General features: G+C 63.1%; 15 protein-coding genes. 1 reads left to right on the top strand and 14 read right to left on the bottom strand.

Annotated elements, in window-relative coordinates:
- The 12 genes from HSX14_RS11355 to sdhC all read right to left on the bottom strand — a co-directional run bounded on the left by HSX14_RS11355 (position 1) and on the right by sdhC (position 14,283).
- Positions 1-390, bottom strand: coding sequence for an MAPEG family protein (locus HSX14_RS11355; RefSeq protein WP_173179509.1), 390 nt, complete (start codon positions 388-390; stop codon positions 1-3).
- A complete protein-coding gene (locus tag HSX14_RS11350; RefSeq protein ID WP_173179511.1) occupies positions 387-1,139 on the bottom strand; it encodes a DUF599 domain-containing protein in 753 nt (250 codons plus the stop codon). Before HSX14_RS11350 ends, HSX14_RS11355 begins: the two co-directional genes overlap by 4 nt.
- A 167-nt stretch (positions 1,140-1,306) precedes the next feature.
- Positions 1,307-2,620 (bottom strand): branched-chain amino acid transport system II carrier protein, encoded by a 1,314-nt coding sequence (gene brnQ, locus HSX14_RS11345; RefSeq protein WP_173179513.1) that lies wholly within the window; start codon positions 2,618-2,620, stop codon positions 1,307-1,309.
- A gap of 278 nt (positions 2,621-2,898) precedes the next feature.
- The gene (gene sucD / locus HSX14_RS11340) at positions 2,899-3,786 is read right to left on the bottom strand and encodes a succinate--CoA ligase subunit alpha (protein ID WP_111262877.1); all 888 of its coding nucleotides are present in this window, start codon (positions 3,784-3,786) and stop codon (positions 2,899-2,901) included.
- Entirely contained in the window at positions 3,786-4,952 is a 1,167-nt protein-coding gene (gene sucC / locus HSX14_RS11335) for an ADP-forming succinate--CoA ligase subunit beta (RefSeq protein WP_111262876.1), read from the bottom strand. Before sucC ends, sucD begins: the two co-directional genes overlap by 1 nt.
- Before the next feature lie 204 nt (positions 4,953-5,156).
- Positions 5,157-6,593 carry a dihydrolipoyl dehydrogenase gene (gene lpdA / locus HSX14_RS11330; RefSeq protein ID WP_111262875.1) on the bottom strand — a complete coding sequence of 479 codons (1,437 nt, stop codon included), beginning with the start codon at positions 6,591-6,593 and terminating at the stop codon, positions 5,157-5,159.
- 89 nt (positions 6,594-6,682) lie between these two features.
- Positions 6,683-7,912: a 2-oxoglutarate dehydrogenase complex dihydrolipoyllysine-residue succinyltransferase gene (gene odhB / locus HSX14_RS11325; protein ID WP_173179515.1), complete on the bottom strand. Its 1,230-nt coding sequence runs from the start codon at positions 7,910-7,912 to the stop codon at positions 6,683-6,685.
- Positions 7,913-7,956: 44 nt separating this feature from the next.
- A complete protein-coding gene (locus HSX14_RS11320; protein WP_173179517.1) occupies positions 7,957-10,788 on the bottom strand; it encodes a 2-oxoglutarate dehydrogenase E1 component in 2,832 nt (943 codons plus the stop codon).
- A gap of 248 nt (positions 10,789-11,036) precedes the next feature.
- Positions 11,037-11,744: a succinate dehydrogenase iron-sulfur subunit gene (locus tag HSX14_RS11315; protein ID WP_111262889.1), complete on the bottom strand. Its 708-nt coding sequence runs from the start codon at positions 11,742-11,744 to the stop codon at positions 11,037-11,039.
- Positions 11,745-11,770: 26 nt separating this feature from the next.
- Positions 11,771-13,543: a succinate dehydrogenase flavoprotein subunit gene (sdhA, locus tag HSX14_RS11310; protein ID WP_111262872.1), complete on the bottom strand. Its 1,773-nt coding sequence runs from the start codon at positions 13,541-13,543 to the stop codon at positions 11,771-11,773.
- Positions 13,544-13,546: 3 nt separating this feature from the next.
- The gene (sdhD, locus tag HSX14_RS11305; protein WP_111262871.1) at positions 13,547-13,915 is read right to left on the bottom strand and encodes a succinate dehydrogenase, hydrophobic membrane anchor protein; all 369 of its coding nucleotides are present in this window, start codon (positions 13,913-13,915) and stop codon (positions 13,547-13,549) included.
- A complete protein-coding gene (sdhC, locus tag HSX14_RS11300) occupies positions 13,909-14,283 on the bottom strand; it encodes a succinate dehydrogenase, cytochrome b556 subunit (RefSeq protein ID WP_111262870.1) in 375 nt (124 codons plus the stop codon). Before sdhC ends, sdhD begins: the two co-directional genes overlap by 7 nt.
- A 361-nt stretch (positions 14,284-14,644) precedes the next feature.
- Here sdhC and gltA point away from each other — a divergent pair, with 361 nt between their 5' ends.
- Complete coding sequence (gene gltA, locus HSX14_RS11295) at positions 14,645-15,934, top strand: citrate synthase (protein WP_111262869.1); 1,290 nt, start codon at positions 14,645-14,647, stop codon at positions 15,932-15,934.
- 215 nt (positions 15,935-16,149) lie between these two features.
- Here gltA and HSX14_RS11290 read toward each other — a convergent pair whose 3' ends face one another.
- The gene (locus HSX14_RS11290) at positions 16,150-16,764 is read right to left on the bottom strand and encodes an START domain-containing protein (protein WP_111262868.1); all 615 of its coding nucleotides are present in this window, start codon (positions 16,762-16,764) and stop codon (positions 16,150-16,152) included.
- Between the two features lie 46 nt (positions 16,765-16,810).
- Positions 16,811-17,086 carry a YkgJ family cysteine cluster protein gene (locus tag HSX14_RS11285; protein ID WP_173179519.1) on the bottom strand — a complete coding sequence of 92 codons (276 nt, stop codon included), beginning with the start codon at positions 17,084-17,086 and terminating at the stop codon, positions 16,811-16,813.
- Positions 17,087-17,103: the final 17 nt, after the last annotated feature.

Genomic DNA, 17,103 nt, shown 5'->3' with positions numbered 1-17,103 from the left:
TCAGAGCACCGGGCTGAGCATCAACAGCAGGCAGCACACGAGCCCGACCACCCATACCAGGCTGCGCAGCAGGTGGATGTCGTTCCAGTAGAGGAACAGGTAGATCACCCGAGAGACGATGAACACCAGCGCCAGCAGGTCGATCAGCCAGCCACGGGTGTCGGTGGTGTGGGCCATCAGCACGCCGGCGGCGAACAGCGGGAAGATCTCGATGCTGTTGAGGTGCGCCCCCAGCGCACGACCGCCGAAGCCGGTCAGGCGGGATTGCTGGGCCCGGGGGTGGTGATTGTCGTAGCCGCCGCCCTCCTCCTTCATGGCCCTGGCCACGGGAATCTTGGCGATGTAGATCAGCAGGGCAGCGAAGAACACGCACCAGAACGGAATACTCATTCGTTTTTCTCCTTCGGCGGCTCCGCCGCCTGTGTCGTCGGGGTGTACACCATCACCTCTAGCACAGCGGAGTGGAATTCGCGTCGATACAGCACCAGCACCACGCCTGCGGTGATCAGCATGAAGAACCAGGGGTTGATGAACCAGGCCAGCATGGCCAGGCCGAAGTAGTAGCTGCGCAGGCCGAGGTTGAACTGGTTGGCCGCGAGCGAGATGACCCGCGCGGTGCGCACGGCGAAGTCCTTGCGCTCCTGGTCGCCGACGTTGCGCTCGCCGATCATCGGCGCCGCCCCCACCAGCACGGCGGCGAAGTTGTACTGGCGCATGCACCAGCTGAAGGTGAAGAAGGAGTAGACGAACACCACCGCGATGGCCAGCAGCTTGACCTCGGAGATGCCCCGGCTGGCGGGCTCGACGTACGGCAGGTCGGCGAGGATGGAGACGGCGCGGTCGGTGGAGCCGAGCACGGTGAGCACGCCGGCGAGGATGATGAGGGTGCTGGAGGCGAAGAATGAGGCATTGCGCTCCAGGTTGCCGATCACGCTGGCGTCGGCGATGCGGTTGTCGCGCAGCAGCAGGCGGCGCATCCAGTCTTCGCGATACAGGTGCATGACCGAGGCCAGGCACGGGGTGTCCCTGCCCTTCCAGGTGGCGTAGCGGGTGTAGCCACCCCAGCAGAGGATGAACCAGAGGATGGCCAGCAGGTTCCACAGGTAGTGGAAGTCGATCAGCTCGGAAATGTCGTTCATGGGTGGCCTGGTGCGGATAAGGGGAACCGCCCTGTAGACGTCAACGCCGCCGGGGAAGACACCCGGTCACCGACGCAACATCGCACCCGCTTCCAACCAGGCGCGATGGCAGGCGCGGCCATGAAAAAGGCCACCCGCAGGTGGCCTCTCAAAGGGTGCGAAGCAGCTCAGGCCGGCGCGACGGCGGGGCGGCCCGCCAGGCGGTCGGCGATGACCGCCAGCACCAGGACCACCAGCACCGGCAGCAGCCAGGCCAGGCTCTGGCTGGAGAACGGCAGATGCTCGATGAAGGACGGCACCAACGACTTGAAGCCGGCAGCGCCCAGGCCGTCGATGAGGCCGAAGACGAGGGCAACGAGCATCGTGGGCACGAAGACGCGACGCGACGACAGCCACAGGCGATTGCAGAGGCTCAATGCCACCAGGACGATCGCCAGGGGATACAGCCCCACCAGCACAGGCACCGAGAAAGCGATCAGCTGGGTCAGCCCCTGGTTCGCCACCAGCAGGCTGAACGCTGCCAGCCCCAGTACCACGGTGCGGTAGGAGACCGGCAGGATGCGGCTGAAGAACTCGCCGCACGCGGTCAGCAGGCCGACGGCAGTGGTCAGGCAGGCCAGGGTGATGACCACGGCCAGCAGCAGGCTGCCGACGGTGCCGAAGGTGTGCTGAACGTAGGCGGTGAGGATCTGTACACCGTTCTGTGCGTCACCGGCGATGCCCTGGCTGGTGGCTCCCAGATAGAAGAGCGCGAGGTAGACGGCGGCCAGCCCGGATGCCGCGATGATCCCGGCGATGACGGAGTAGCGGGTAACCAGGCCGGCATCTTCGACACCGTGGTCGCGAATGGCCGTGGCGATGACGATGCCGAATACCAGCGCACCCAGGGTGTCCATGGTCAGGTAGCCCTGCAGGAAACCTTCCACCAGCGGCGCAGCCTGGTAAGCCTGCGAGGTGCTGCCGATGGGGCCGGCCGGCATGCTCATCGCGGCACCGCCCAGAACCAGCAGCGCTGCCAGCAGCACAGGGGTGATGAACTTGCCGATGCTATCCACCAGCTTGCCGGGATTCAGGGCCAGGAAGAGCACGGCACCGAAGTACAGCACGCTGTAGGTGAACAGTGCGATGCCGCTTTCTCCGGTAAAGGGCGCAACACCCATCTCGAAGGAAACCACGGCGGTACGCGGGGTGGCGAAAAGAGGCCCTATGGCCAGGTACACGGCTACCGCGAAGGCCAGGCCGGCAGCCTTGCCGAGCGGCGCGGTCAGGCGGTCCATGCCGCCCCCGACACGTGCCAGGGCGACCACGGTGAGCAGCGGCAGGCCGACGCCGGTGAGCAGGAAGCCAAGCGCGGCGCGCCAGACGTTTTCACCCGCAGCCATGCCGGCGCTGGGCGGAAAAATGATGTTGCCGGCGCCGAGGAACAGCGCGAATGTCATGAAGCCGAGGGCCAGGAGGTCCGAGCCTTTCAAACGAGTCATAGGGAGGAATACCACAGGCAGAATTTCATAGTTTCAGAGGGTTTCCCCGGGGTACGGGAAACGTCATCCATCCGTTTTTGGGATCGACCATGGGTGCCCGTTCCCTGCCCTTGTGGAGCCTGGCGAGCTTGAGGGGTGCAAGACTAGCGATTTGTTCAGCCTACCGGCACTGACATGCATCAGCCTGTCGACTGGACTTAACTATCTGTCGCCTGAAGAACAGGCGCGAAAAAACACAAAGGCCACCCGAAGGTGGCCTTTGCTCAGATCGGAAAGCCTTAGGCCTTCTTCACTTCCCAGCCGGTCAGCTCGGCCAGGGCCTTGCCGATGTCGGCCAGGGAACGCACGGTCTTCACACCCGCGTCCTGCAGGGCGGCGAACTTCTCGTCCGCAGTGCCCTTGCCGCCGGAGATGATGGCGCCGGCGTGGCCCATGCGCTTGCCGGGCGGTGCGGTGACACCAGCGATGTAGGACACCACCGGCTTGGTCACGTTGGCCTTGATGAAGGCAGCGGCTTCTTCTTCAGCGGAACCGCCGATCTCACCGATCATGACGATCGCTTCGGTCTTCGGATCTTCCTGGAACAGCTTCAGGATGTCGATGAAGTTGGAGCCCGGGATCGGGTCGCCACCGATGCCCACGCAGGTGGACTGGCCGAAGCCGGCGTCGGTGGTCTGCTTCACGGCTTCATAGGTCAGGGTGCCGGAACGCGACACGATGCCTACCTTGCCCGGCAGGTGGATGTGACCCGGCATGATGCCGATCTTGCACTCGCCGGGAGTGATCACGCCCGGGCAGTTCGGGCCGATCAGGCGTACGCCCAGCTCGTCGCACTTGACCTTGGCTTCCAGCATGTCGATGGTCGGGATGCCTTCGGTGATGCAGACGATCAGCTTGATGCCGCCGAAAGCCGCTTCGAGGATGGAATCCTTGCAGAACGGAGCCGGAACGTAGATCACCGATGCGTCGGCGCCGGTGGCTTCCACGGCTTCCTTGACGGTGTTGAACACCGGCAGGCCGAGGTGGGTGGTGCCGCCCTTGCCGGGGGTCACGCCGCCAACCATCTTGGTGCCGTAGGCGATGGCTTGCTCGGAGTGGAAGGTGCCCTGCGAGCCGGTGAAGCCCTGGCAGATTACTTTGGTGTCTTTATTGATCAGGACGCTCATTACTTACCCTCCGCGGCCTTGACGACCTGCTGGGCAGCGTCGGTCAGGCTGGTCGCCGCGATGATGTTCAGACCGCTTTCGGCCAGTACCTTGGCGCCGAGTTCGGCGTTGTTGCCTTCCAGGCGGACGACCACCGGGATCTTCACGCCGACTTCCTTCACTGCACCGATGATGCCTTCGGCAATCATGTCGCAACGAACGATACCGCCGAAGATGTTCACCAGTACGGCAGCGACGTTGCTGTCGGACAGGATGATCTTGAAGGCTTCGGTCACGCGCTCCTTGGTAGCGCCGCCGCCGACGTCGAGGAAGTTGGCAGGCTTGCCACCGTGCAGGTTGACGATGTCCATGGTGCCCATGGCCAGGCCAGCGCCGTTGACCATGCAGCCGATGTTGCCTTCCAGCGCGACGTAGTTCAGTTCCCACTTCTGCGCATGGGCTTCACGAGCGTCGTCCTGGGACGGGTCGTGCATGGCGCGCAGCTTGGGCTGGCGATACATGGCGTTGCTGTCGATGTTGATCTTGGCGTCCAGGCAGTGCAGGTTGCCGTCGGCCTTGATCACCAGCGGGTTCACTTCCAGCAGGGCCAGGTCGTAGTCCTGGAACAGCTTGGCCAGGTTCACGAAGATGTGGGTGAACTGCTTGATCTGGTCGCCTTGCAGGCCCAGTTGGAAGGCCAGTTCACGACCCTGGTAGGGCTGAGCGCCGACCAGCGGGTCAACGGTGGCCTTGAGGATCTTCTCGGGAGTCTCGTGGGCTACTTTCTCGATGTCCACGCCACCCTCGGTGGAGGCCATGAACACGATGCGGCGGCTGGAACGGTCTACCACGGCGCCCAGGTACAGTTCCTTGGCGATATCGGTGCAGGACTCGACCAGGATCTTGCTGACCGGCTGGCCGTTGGCGTCGGTCTGGTAGGTCACCAGGCGCTTGCCGAGCCAGTTGGCGGCGAACGCCTTGGCGTCGTCCTTGCTCTTGACCAGCTTCACGCCGCCCGCTTTACCGCGGCCGCCGGCGTGGACCTGGGCCTTGACGACCCACTCGCTGCCACCGATTTTTTCGCAGGCTTCTGCGGCTTCTTCCGGGGTATCCACGGCGAAGCCCTTGGATACGGGCAGGCCGTACTCAGCGAACAGCTGCTTACCCTGATATTCGTGGAGATTCATGCTTGTCTACCGTCTTCGTTTGGGTATTGCCCATTCGGCGCTGCATTCGTGGTGCCGCGCCACCTGTGACTGCTTCTGAAGGCAGTCCGGCGGGCTTTCCGCGGTGAGCCCCTGAGGGACTCACGACGGGTGGCCCGCCGTGGTTCTTCTGTCAGGAATCCGCTGGGGAGGCCGCAACAGGGCGCGGCATCCCCGGCTGATTTCTCAACGCTTCTTGCGGTTGGCGATGTGGATCGCGTGGCCGTTCACGGCCAGGGCCGCTTCGTGCAGCGCCTCGGACAGGGTCGGGTGCGAGAAGACCATCATGCCCAGGTCTTCGGCGCTGGTGCCGAACTCCATGCCGATCGCGCCTTGCTGTACCAGCTCCGCAGCGCTCGGGCCGATCACGTGGACGCCCAGGACGCGGTCGGTCTTGGCATCGGCGATGACCTTGACAAGGCCGGTGGTGTCGTTGGCAGCCATGGCGCGACCGCTGGCCGCGAAGGGGAAGGTACCGACGTTGACTTCGACGCCTTCGGCCTTCAGGGACTGCTCGGTCTTGCCGACCCACGCGATTTCCGGGTGGGTGTAGATCACCGACGGGATCAGGTCGTAGTTCATCTGGGCTTTGTGGCCGGCGATGCGCTCGGCGACCATGATGCCCTCTTCCGACGCCTTGTGGGCCAGCATCGCGCCACGCACCACGTCGCCGATGGCGAAGACGCCGGGAACGGAGGTCTTGCAGTGGTCGTCGACGTAGATGTAGCCGCGCTCGTCAAGGGTAACGCCGCTGTCGGCAGCCAGCAGGTCGGTGGTGACCGGACGACGACCAACGGCAACGATCAGCTTGTCGAACACCTGCTTCTGCTCGCCTTCGGCGTCGGTGAAGCTGACGGTGACCTGCTTCTTCTTCACTTCGGTACCGGTGACACGGGCGCCCAGGCGGATCTTCAGGCCCTGCTTGGTGAGGACCTTGAGGGCCTCCTTGGCGATCTGCTCGTCAGCGGCCGGGAGGAACTTGTCCAGGGCTTCCAGTACGGTGACTTCGGCACCCAGGCGGGCCCATACGGAGCCCAGCTCCAGGCCGATCACGCCAGCGCCGATCACGCCGAGCTTCTTCGGCACGGCCTGGAAGTCCAGGGCACCGGTGGAGTCGACGATGACGTCCTGGTCGATGGGAGCCGGGGGGATTTCCACCGGGCGGGAGCCGGATGCCAGGATCACGTTCTCGGCCTGGACGATCTGGGTCTTGCCGTCGGAACCGGTGACTTCGACCTGCTTGTTGGCCAGCAGCTTGCCGTGGCCTTCCAGCAGGGTGACGCCGTTGGCCTTGAACAGGGTGCTCACGCCGCCGGTCAGGTTCTTAACGATGCCGTTCTTGCGCGCGACCATGGCCGGTACGTCGATGCTGACGCCCTTGGCTTCGATGCCATGGATTTTGAAGCCATCGATGGCCTCGTGGTACTTGTAGGAGCTGTCCAGCAGCGCCTTCGACGGAATGCAGCCGACGTTCAGGCAGGTACCGCCCAGAGCGGTCTTGCCGTCCTTGTCCTGGTATTTCTCGATGCAGGCGGTCTTCAGGCCCAGTTGGGCTGCCTTGATGGCCGCGACGTAACCGCCGGGGCCCGCACCAATCACTACCACGTCGAATTTCTGGGTCATAACGTTCTCCTAAGCCTCGAGCTTCGAGCGGCAAGCCACAGGCCGGGCTGCGATGTTCTGCAGCTTGCGGCGTGTGGCTTGCAACTGATTTAGATGTCCAGCAGCAGACGAGCCGGGTCTTCCAGCAGGTTCTTGATGGTCACCAGGAAGCTGACGGCTTCCTTGCCATCGATCAGACGGTGATCGTAGGACAGAGCCAGGTACATCATCGGGCGGATGACCACCTGGCCGTTCACGGCCATGGGACGCTGGATGATGTTGTGCATGCCGAGGATGGCGGCCTGCGGCGGGTTGACGATCGGGGTCGACATCATCGAACCGAAGGTACCGCCGTTGGTGATGGTGAAGGTGCCACCGGTCATCTCGTCGATGGACAGTTTGCCCTCGCGCGCCTTCTTGCCGAAGGTGGCGATGCCGTTCTCGACTTCCGCCAGGCTCATCAGCTCGGCGTTGCGCAGGACCGGAACCACCAGGCCACGGTCACTGGAAACGGCTACGCCGATGTCCTGGTAGCCGTGGTAGACGATGTCGTTGCCGTCGATCGAGGCGTTGACCGCCGGGAAACGCTTCAGCGCCTCGACGGAAGCCTTGACGAAGAAGGACATGAAGCCCAGGCGGACGCCGTTGTGGGTCTTCTCGAACAGGTCCTTGTACTTCGAACGCAGGGCCATGACTTCGGTCATGTCGACTTCGTTGAAGGTGGTCAGCATGGCCATGGTGGACTGGGCTTCGACCAGGCGCTCGGCGACCTTGGCACGCAGGCGGGTCATCGGGACGCGCTTCTCGACGCGATCACCCGCGGCGAAGACCGGGGCTTCGGCGGCCGGAGCGGCAGCCTTGGCAGCCGGGGCGGCGGCCGGAGCGGATTTCTTCGCTTCGACGGCAGCGACCACGTCTTCCTTGGTCACGCGACCGCCTTTGCCGGTGCCGGCGATGCTGTTCGGATCGATGCCGTTCTCTTCGGCCAGCTTGCGAGCGGCAGGCGAGAGGATGGCGTCGTCGCCACCGGCAGCCGGAGCGGCGGCCTGGGCAGCGGGAGCGGCAGCCGGGGCGGCAGCGGCGGGAGCAGCGGCGGCAGCGCCACCTTCGGTCAGTTTGCCCAGCAGCTCGCCACTGAGGACGGTGTCGCCCTCGTTCTTGACGATCTCGGCCAGGACGCCGTCGGCCTCGGCCAGCACTTCCATCACCACCTTGTCGGTTTCGATGTCGACGATCAGCTCGTCACGCTTCACGGCCTCGCCCGGCTTCTTGTGCCAGGTGGCTACGGTGCCATCGGCAACCGACTCGGGGAATGTAGGGGCTTTGATCTCGATAGCCATTTGTATGGGTTCCTATCTAATTCGGTTTTATCTGCGCGAAGGCGTTAAACAGTAAAGGCATCTTGCAGCAGTTTTTCCTGCTGCTCGGCGTGCATCGAGGCGTAGCCGCAGGCCGGCGAGGCCGACGCGTCACGACCGGCGTACTCGAGGAACAGCCCTTTCTTGTGGGCCGCCGCGACACGACGCATGTGATGCTGGCTGCAGTACCAGGCGCCCTGGTTCATCGGTTCTTCCTGGCACCAGACGATGTGCTTGAGGTTCTTGTACTGGGCAAGAACTTCGGCCAGGTCGTCTTCCGGGAACGGATAGAGCTGCTCGATGCGCACGATGGCGATGTCTTCGCGGCCTTCGGCACGACGCTTTTCCAGCAGGTCGTAGTAGACCTTGCCGCTGCACAGCACCAGGCGCTCGACCTTCTTCGGATCGATCGGGTCGATCTCGCCGATGACGGTCTGGAACGAACCCTCGGCCAGATCTTCCAGGGTGGAGATGGCGAGTTTGTGGCGCAGCAGGGACTTGGGCGTCAATACGACCAACGGCTTGCGCAGCGGGCGGATCACCTGGCGACGCAGCAGGTGGTAGATCTGCGCCGGGGTGGTCGGCATGCAGACCTGGATGTTGTGCTCGGCGCACAGCTGCAGGTAACGCTCCAGGCGTGCGGAGGAGTGCTCCGGGCCCTGCCCTTCGTAGCCGTGCGGCAGCAGCATGGTCAGGCCGCAGAGACGACCCCACTTGTGCTCGCCACTGGTGATGAACTGGTCGATCACCACCTGGGCGCCGTTGGCGAAGTCACCGAACTGGGCTTCCCAGATCACCAGCGCGTTGGGCGTGGTGGTGGAGTAGCCGTATTCGAAGGCCAGCACGGCCTCTTCGGACAGGTAGGAGTCGTACAGTTCGAAGCTCGGCTGGCCGTCGAACAGGTTCTGCAGCGGCAGGTAGGTACCGGCGTCCTTCTGGTTGTGCAGCGCCGCATGGCGGTGCGAGAAGGTACCGCGACCCACGTCCTGGCCGGTGATGCGGACCGGGTGGCCTTCGAACAGCAGGGTGGCGTAGGCCATGGTCTCGGCGTAGCCCCAGTTGATCGGCAGGCCGCCGGCGCCCATCTTCTGGCGGTCTTCGAGGATCTTCGAGACCTGGCGCTGGACGACGAAGCCTTCCGGGATCTCCAGCAGCTTGGCGGAGAGATCCTGCAGGGTCTTGAGCTCGAAACGGGTGTCGTGGCGAGCGGTCCAGGCATGGCCCAGGTAGGGGCGCCAGTCGACGAAGAGCTCCTTGTTGGGCTCCTTCACCAGGCTCTTGACCACGTGCTGGCCGTTGTCCAGGGCGGTGCGGTACTCGTCGATCTTGGTCTGCACGCGCTCGTTGTCGAGCACGCCAGACTGGATCAGCGCATCGGCGTAGAGCTCACGAGTGGTGCGCTGCTTGGCGATCTGCTGGTACATCAGCGGCTGGGTGCCGCTCGGCTCGTCGGCCTCGTTGTGGCCGCGACGGCGGTAGCAGACAAGGTCTATGACCACGTCACGCTTGAACTGCATGCGGTAGTCGACGGCCAGCTGGGTCACGAAGAGCACGGCTTCCGGATCGTCGCCGTTCACGTGGAAGATCGGCGCCTGGATCATCTTGGCGACGTCGGTGGCGTACTCGGTGGAGCGCGAGTCGTCCTGACGGCTGGTGGTGAAGCCGACCTGGTTGTTGATGACGATGTGCACGGTACCGCCGGTGCGGTAGCCGCGGGTCTGCGACATCTGGAAGGTTTCCATGACCACGCCCTGGCCCGCGAAGGCGGCGTCGCCGTGGATGGAGATCGGCAGTACCTTGTCGCCGGCCTTGTCCTTGCGGCGGTCCTGACGGGCGCGCACGGAACCCTCGACCACCGGGGAGACGATTTCCAGGTGGGACGGGTTGAACGCCAGCGCCAGGTGGACTTCGCCGCCCGATGTCATGACGTTGGAGGAGAAACCCTGGTGGTACTTGACGTCACCGGAGGACAGGCCCTCGACCTTCTTGCCCTCGAACTCGTCGAACAGGTCGCGCGGGTTCTTGCCGAAGGTGTTGACCAGGACGTTCAGACGGCCGCGGTGGGCCATGCCGATGACGATTTCCTGGGTGCCGTAGGCGCCGGAGCGCTGGATGATCTCGTCCAGCATCGGAATCAGGCTTTCGCCACCTTCCAGGCCGAAACGCTTGGTGCCCGGGTATTTGGTGCCCAGGTACTTTTCCAGGCCTTCGGCCGCGGTCAGGCGCTCGAGCAGGTGGCTCTGCACTTCGGCGGAGAACGCCGGGCGGCCACGCACGCTTTCCAGGCGCTGCTGGAACCACTTGCGCTGGTCGGAATCGACGATGTGGGTGAACTCGGCACCGATGGTGCGGCAGTAGGTCTGCTGCAGCGACTGATGGATCTCGCGCAGGGTCGCTTCTTCCTTGCCGATGTAGAGTTCACCGGTACGGAAGGTGGTGTCGAGGTCGGCGTCGGTCAGGCCGTAATGGTTGATCGACAGGTCGGCCGGCACCTTGCGTTGCCAGAGGCCGAGGGGGTCGAGCGTCGCCGCCTGATGGCCGCGCATGCGGTAGGCCTGGATCAGGCGCAGGACTTCGACCTGCTTCTTCTCGTGCTCGCTGCTGACGCTGCCAGCCGAAACGGGCTGGGCACGGCGCTGGTTCTTGGCGAGCAGGACGAAATGGTCGCGGACAGTAGAATGCGATACGTCGGTGGCGGCGTTGCCGTCGGCCGGCAACTTCTGGAAGTAGGTGCGCCACTCTTCGGGCACAGCGTTGGGATCGTGCAGGTAAAGCTCATAGAGCTCTTCCACATATGCAGCGTTGCCACCGGATAGGTGGGCGCTGTTCCACATGCGCTGCATTACGCTTTCTTGCATGCTTGGTCACCCTCGGTAAGGGGACACCACCGGCGTGGAATCATCGTGGTTTCAACAGTCCTGGCACAGCGACTCGGTAAAGCCACCAAGGATCCCGCAGATAGTCCGGGCACCAGCCCGGTTGCCCCTGCTGGTCATCTATGTATTTTCGAGTAAGGACCGCCGCTTTGTGAGCTGCTGTCCTGGTTTTACTGCGGCGCCGGAAGCAAACCGGCGCCGCAGGTGTCACGGGTAAAGCATGAAGCGCATCAAGTACCGCTTTGCAGCAGCATGTGACGTACGTGGCCGATCGCCTTCGTCGGGTTCAAACCCTTGGGGCAGACGCTCACGCAGTTCATGATGCCGCGGCAGCGGAACACGCTGAACGGATCGTCCAGCGCTGCCAGACGCTCTTCGGTCTTGGTGTCACGGCTGTCGGCCAGGAAGCGATAGGCCTGCAGCAGTGCAGCGGGACCGAGGAACTTGTCCGGGTTCCACCAGAAGGAGGGGCAGGAGGTCGAGCAGCAGGCGCACAGAATGCACTCGTACAGACCGTCCAGCTTCTCGCGCTCTTCCGGGGACTGCAGACGCTCGATCGCCGGGGCAGGCGCGTCGTTCTGCAGGAAGGGTTTCACCTTCTCGTACTGCTTGTAGAAGATGCTCATATCGACGACGAGGTCACGGATGACCGGCAGGCCGGGCAGCGGGCGGATCACCAGCTGGCCGCCCTTGAGGCCGGCAGCGGAGATCGGCGTGATGCAGGCCAGGCCGTTCTTGCCGTTGATGTTCATGCCGTCGGAACCGCAGACGCCTTCACGGCAGGAGCGACGGTAGGAGAAACCCTCGTCCTGCTCCTTGATCAGGGCCAGCACGTCCAGGACCATGATGTCCTTGCCGCCGGTATCGACCTGGAAGTCCTGCATGAAGGGCGCAGCGTCCTGGTCCGGGTTGTAGCGATAAACGCTGACTTTCAGAATGTTGGCTTGCGACATATCAGCCACCCTTAATAGGTACGTACTTTGGGTTCAAACGCCGGAACTGTCTTGGGCGTGAAGTTGACGTCGCGCTTGGTAACGCGTTTCTCACCCGGGAAATACAGGGTGTGGCACAGCCAGTTCTCGTCGTCACGATCTTCGAAGTCTTCGCGGGCGTGCGCGCCACGGGATTCCTTGCGGACCTCCGCTGCGATCGCGGTAGCCTCGGCCACTTCGAGAAGGTTCTGCAGTTCCAGCGCCTCGATACGCGCGGTGTTGAAGGCCTGGCTCTTGTCGGCGATCTTCACGTTGGCGATGCGCTCGCGCAGGTCGGCCAGCTGAGCGATGCCTTTCTGCATGTACTCGCCGGTACGGAATACGCCGAAGTAGTTCTGCATGCAGTTCTGCAGTTCTTTACGCAGCGGAGCCACGTCTTCGCCACTGCTGCGCTCGTTTACGCCGGACAGGCGCTTGAGCGACAGCTCCAGGTCGGTTTCCGAAGCACCGCGGTGCTCGATACCTTCCTTGAGGGCTTTTTCCAGGTGCAGGCCGGCAGCACGACCGAACACGACCAGGTCGAGCAGCGAGTTGCCGCCGAGACGGTTGGCACCGTGTACGGATACGCAGGCGACTTCGCCGACCGCGAACAGGCCGTCGATGATGGTGTCGTTGCCGTTGGCATCCTGGGTGATGGCCTGGCCATGAATGTTGGTGGCAACGCCGCCCATCATGTAGTGGCAGGTCGGGATCACCGGCACCGGCGCGACGACGGGGTCGACGTGGGCGAAGGTCTTCGACAGTTCACAGATACCCGGCAGGCGGCTGTGCAGCACCTCCTCGCCCAGGTGATCGAGCTTCAGCAGCACGTGGTCCTTGTCCGGGCCACAGCCGTTACCGGCCAGCACTTCCTTGACCATGGAGCGGGCGACCACGTCGCGGCCGGCCAGGTCCTTGGCGTTCGGAGCGTAACGCTCCATGAAGCGCTCGCCATGGGCGTTGATCAGGTAGCCACCCTCGCCACGGCAACCTTCGGTCACCAGCACGCCGGCACCGGCGATACCGGTCGGGTGGAACTGCCACATTTCGATGTCCTGGACCGGCACGCCTGCACGCAGGGCCATGCCGATGCCGTCACCGGTGTTGATCAGGGCGTTGGTGGTGGACGCATAGATGCGGCCAGCGCCACCCGTGGCCAGCACCACGGCCTTGGAGCGGATGTAGACGGTCTCGCCGGTCTCGATGCAGATGGCGATGATGCCGACCACGGCGCCATCCTGGTTCTTCACCAGGTCGACGGCGTACCACTCGTTGAGGAACGAGGTGCCGTTCTTCAGGTTGGCCTGGTACAGGGTGTGCAGCAGCGCGTGACCGGTACGGTCGGCCGCAGCGCAGGTACGGGCAGCCTGGCCACCCTTGCCGAAGTCCTTGGACTGGCCACCGAACGGACGCTGGTAGATGCGGCCCTGCTCGGTACGGGAGAACGGCAGGCCCATGTGTTCCAGCTCGAACACGGCTTCCGGGCCGACGGAGCACATGTATTCGATCGCGTCCTGGTCACCGATGTAGTCGGAGCCCTTGACGGTGTCGTACATGTGCCAGCGCCAATCGTCGTTCGGGTCGGCCGAAGCGATGGCGCAGGTGATGCCGCCCTGGGCGGAAACGGTGTGAGAACGGGTCGGGAAGACCTTGGTGACCACAGCAGTCTTGTGGCCGCCTTGCGCCAGTTGCAGCGCGGCGCGCATACCAGCGCCACCGCCGCCAACGATGATGGCGTCGTAGGAAAGAGTACGAATGCTAGACATGGATCAGATACCCCACAGAATCTGCACGCCCCAGACGAAGTACGCGAACATGGCGATGCCGCAGACTGCCTGGAACAGGAAACGCACAACGGTTGCCCACTTGCCCAGCGCCATCGGCGTCAGGTAGTCAGTGGAGATGGTCCACATGCCAACCCAGGCATGTACACCGAGAGCAACCAGCCCGAGCAGGCTGAAGATGCGCATCCAGTTCTGGGAGAACAGACCATGCCAGTCAGCATAGGTCAGGCCGGGATTCGCAACGAGGTAGCCCAGCAGGAAAAGGAAATAAGCCGCGAGAACGACCGCAGAAACGCGCTGAGCCATCCAGTCATAGAGGCCCGAACGCGAGAAGTTCGTGACATTGGTTACCATACCCACACCCCCGCCAGCACGATCAGCACCGCGGAAATCGCGATGACGATTTTCGAGCCCAGCTTGCCGCCCTCGAGCGTCTCGCCGATACCCGCATCCATCACCAGGTGGCGCACACCGGCGACCAGGTGATAAAGCAATGCGGACAGCAGGCCCCAAATCACAAACTTGGCCAGCGGACTGGTCAGGCACGCCTTCACCTGCTCGAAGCCTTCCTCGGATGCCAGCGACTTGCCGAGTGCGTAAAGCAGCACAGCGATGCCGACGAAGAGGATGACGCCAGAGATACGGTGGAGAATGGACGTGTAAGCAGTGATTGGGAGTTTGATGGTCCTGAGATCTAGGTTTACAGGTCGTTGGCTATTCACGGCTTTTTTTTCACACTGAGGCCCCTAACAATCAGGGCAAGTTGTCGGGAAGTGCACTGGTCAGGTACCCCTCACCAAGGGAGTGCCGACCTCCAGAATACGGGCTTCAGGGCCCCTGGCAGTCGGGCGCTGAGTATAGACAGTTAGCTGACTAATGACAACGGAAAGGCCTCCCCCTAAGAGCGGATTGCGCTCCTTATATAAAAGGCGTAAATAGCGCCCTTTTTCAGCGAAAAACACCCCGCAAACCCCTCTCCTACATGGGTTTCTTCAAATTGACATTCGCATTTATCTCACTATAGTGGTGCGGGCCCTGCGTGGGGGGCTGTCTGATGATTTCAAGCATAAATAGGAGGCCGCTATGGCTGACAAAAAAGCGCAGTTGATCATCGAGGGCATTGCCCCCGTCGAGCTGCCCGTTCTGTCCGGTACCGTAGGTCCCGATGTAATCGATGTGCGGGGCCTGACCTCCACGGGTCGCTTCACTTTTGATCCTGGCTTTATGTCTACCGCCTCTTGCGAGTCGAAGATCACCTACATCGACGGCGACAAGGGCGTGCTGCTTCATCGCGGCTACCCCATCGAACAACTGGCCGAAGAATCCGACTACCTGGAAACCTGCTACCTGCTGCTGAATGGCGAATTGCCCAGCGCCGAGGAGAAGGCCAAGTTCGTCAGCACCGTCAAGAACCACACCATGGTTCACGAGCAGCTGAAGAGCTTCTTCAACGGTTTCCGCCGCGACGCCCATCCGATGGCGATCATGTGCGGTGTAGTGGGCGCCCTCTCCGCCTTCTATCACGACTCCCTGGACATCAACGACCCGCACCATCGCGAAATCTCCGCGATCCGCCTGGTCGCCAAGATGCCCACCATCGCTGCCATGGTCTACAAGTACTCCATGGGCCAGCCGATGATGTATCCGCGCAACGACCTGAACTACGCGGAAAACTTCCTGCACATGATGTTCAACACCCCGTGCGAGATCAAACCGATCAGCCCGGTACTGGCCAAGGCCATGGATCGCATCTTCATCCTGCATGCGGACCACGAGCAGAACGCCTCCACCTCCACCGTACGCCTGGCCGGTTCGTCCGGTGCCAACCCGTTCGCCTGCATCGCAGCCGGCATCGCCGCCCTGTGGGGCCCGGCGCACGGCGGTGCCAACGAAGCGGTACTGACCATGCTCGATGAGATCGGCGATGTCTCGAACATCGACAAGTTCATCGCCAAGGCCAAGGACAAGAACGATCCGTTCAAGCTTATGGGCTTCGGCCATCGCGTTTACAAGAACCGCGACCCGCGCGCCACCGTGATGAAGCAGACCTGCGACGAAGTCCTGAAGGAACTGGGGATCACGAACGATCCGCAACTGGAACTGGCCATGCGTCTCGAAGAGATCGCCCTGACCGATCCGTACTTCAAGGAACGCAACCTGTACCCGAACGTCGACTTCTACTCGGGGATCATCCTCAAGGCGATCGGCATCCCGACCAGCATGTTCACCGTGATCTTCGCCCTGGCGCGCACCGTCGGCTGGATCTCCCACTGGAAGGAAATGCTCTCCAGCCCGTACAAAATCGGCCGTCCGCGCCAGCTGTACACCGGCTACGAGCAACGCGACTACGTCTCGCTCGACAAGCGCAAGTAAGACGTACCGCTCCAGGAAAAGCCCCGCACCCGCGGGGCTTTTTCATGGGCGCCAGCCAGGCATGCGAGGCAAGCGGCCACTATCGCCACGCCCCCGCTCACGCACCGATGCGCCCACCGGGCGTGCCCCCTCGCGCCACCGCAAGGCCCGCCCCGGCTGCCGCACGAATGAAAAGGCCCCGCATCGCGGGGCCTCTTTTCAATACGACCGTTCGTTCACTTCTTCTCGGCGCGTTCACGCAGGTGGCTGATCGTATTGAACGGCGCATCGACCACGAAGCTGTTGGCCAGCCAGGATGGCACGCTGCCGCCCGGCTCGGTGTGCACCTGATAGGTCACTTCCACCTCGCCCGGGCCCTTGGGCACGAACTTCCACACCCCTTCCACGGCCGCTACGCGCACGAACCCCTTCTCTTCGGGCAGGTACTTGGGCTCGCCCTTGAGGGTGCGGGTCAGGCTGCCATCGGCACCTTCGGTGGTGGTGGCGTGGATCACCGAGTCACGCGGGGTGACCGGCCAGGGGGTATTGAAGCGGGTGTAGGTCCAGCTGTCGGCGCCTTCCGACTTGAGCAGTTTCTGCTGCTCGCACTCGTGGATCCAGGCGCAGGAGCCGGAAACGTCTTCCTGCAGCTTGCGCAGTGTGGCGACGTCGGTCTTGAGGGTGGCGACCCCGCGATAGGCCTTGTACTTGGAACCGGCCACCTCGCTCAGGTACACCTTGATGCCGTCCTCGTCCTTGGCCAGCTTCCAGTCCTCGGCATGGGCAGTTGCGGCCATCAGCGCCGTTGCGCTCAACCCGCAGATCACAGCGATTCGTTGCAGCGAAACCATCTTTGTTCTCCTTCTTATGATGACCAGCCGTCGTCCGTCCGGACGGCTACTGGATAGATTGACTGACCGCCACGGCCGTCTCTTGTTCCAACCAGCCCAGCAAACGTATCGCCTCTTCCCGGCTGTCGCCACAGACAAAAGGATCGGCATCGAAGTCGCTGCACACCTTCGGGCGGCTTGGCTGGCCGAAGATCGCGCAAAGGTGCTCGGCGGAAAGATGGACGCACCGCTCCCCCGCCGCCTTGCCATTGGGCATGCCGGGGATGGGAGAACTGATGGAGGGGGCTATGCAACAGGCGCCACAGCCTGCACGGCAGATCATGACGGGGGCCTCTCTGT

Origin of the sequence: Pseudomonas tohonis, assembly GCF_012767755.2 — a bacterium.
Lineage (GTDB): Bacteria > Pseudomonadota > Gammaproteobacteria > Pseudomonadales > Pseudomonadaceae > Metapseudomonas > Metapseudomonas tohonis.
This window is presented reverse-complemented; position numbering and strand designations above follow the sequence as displayed.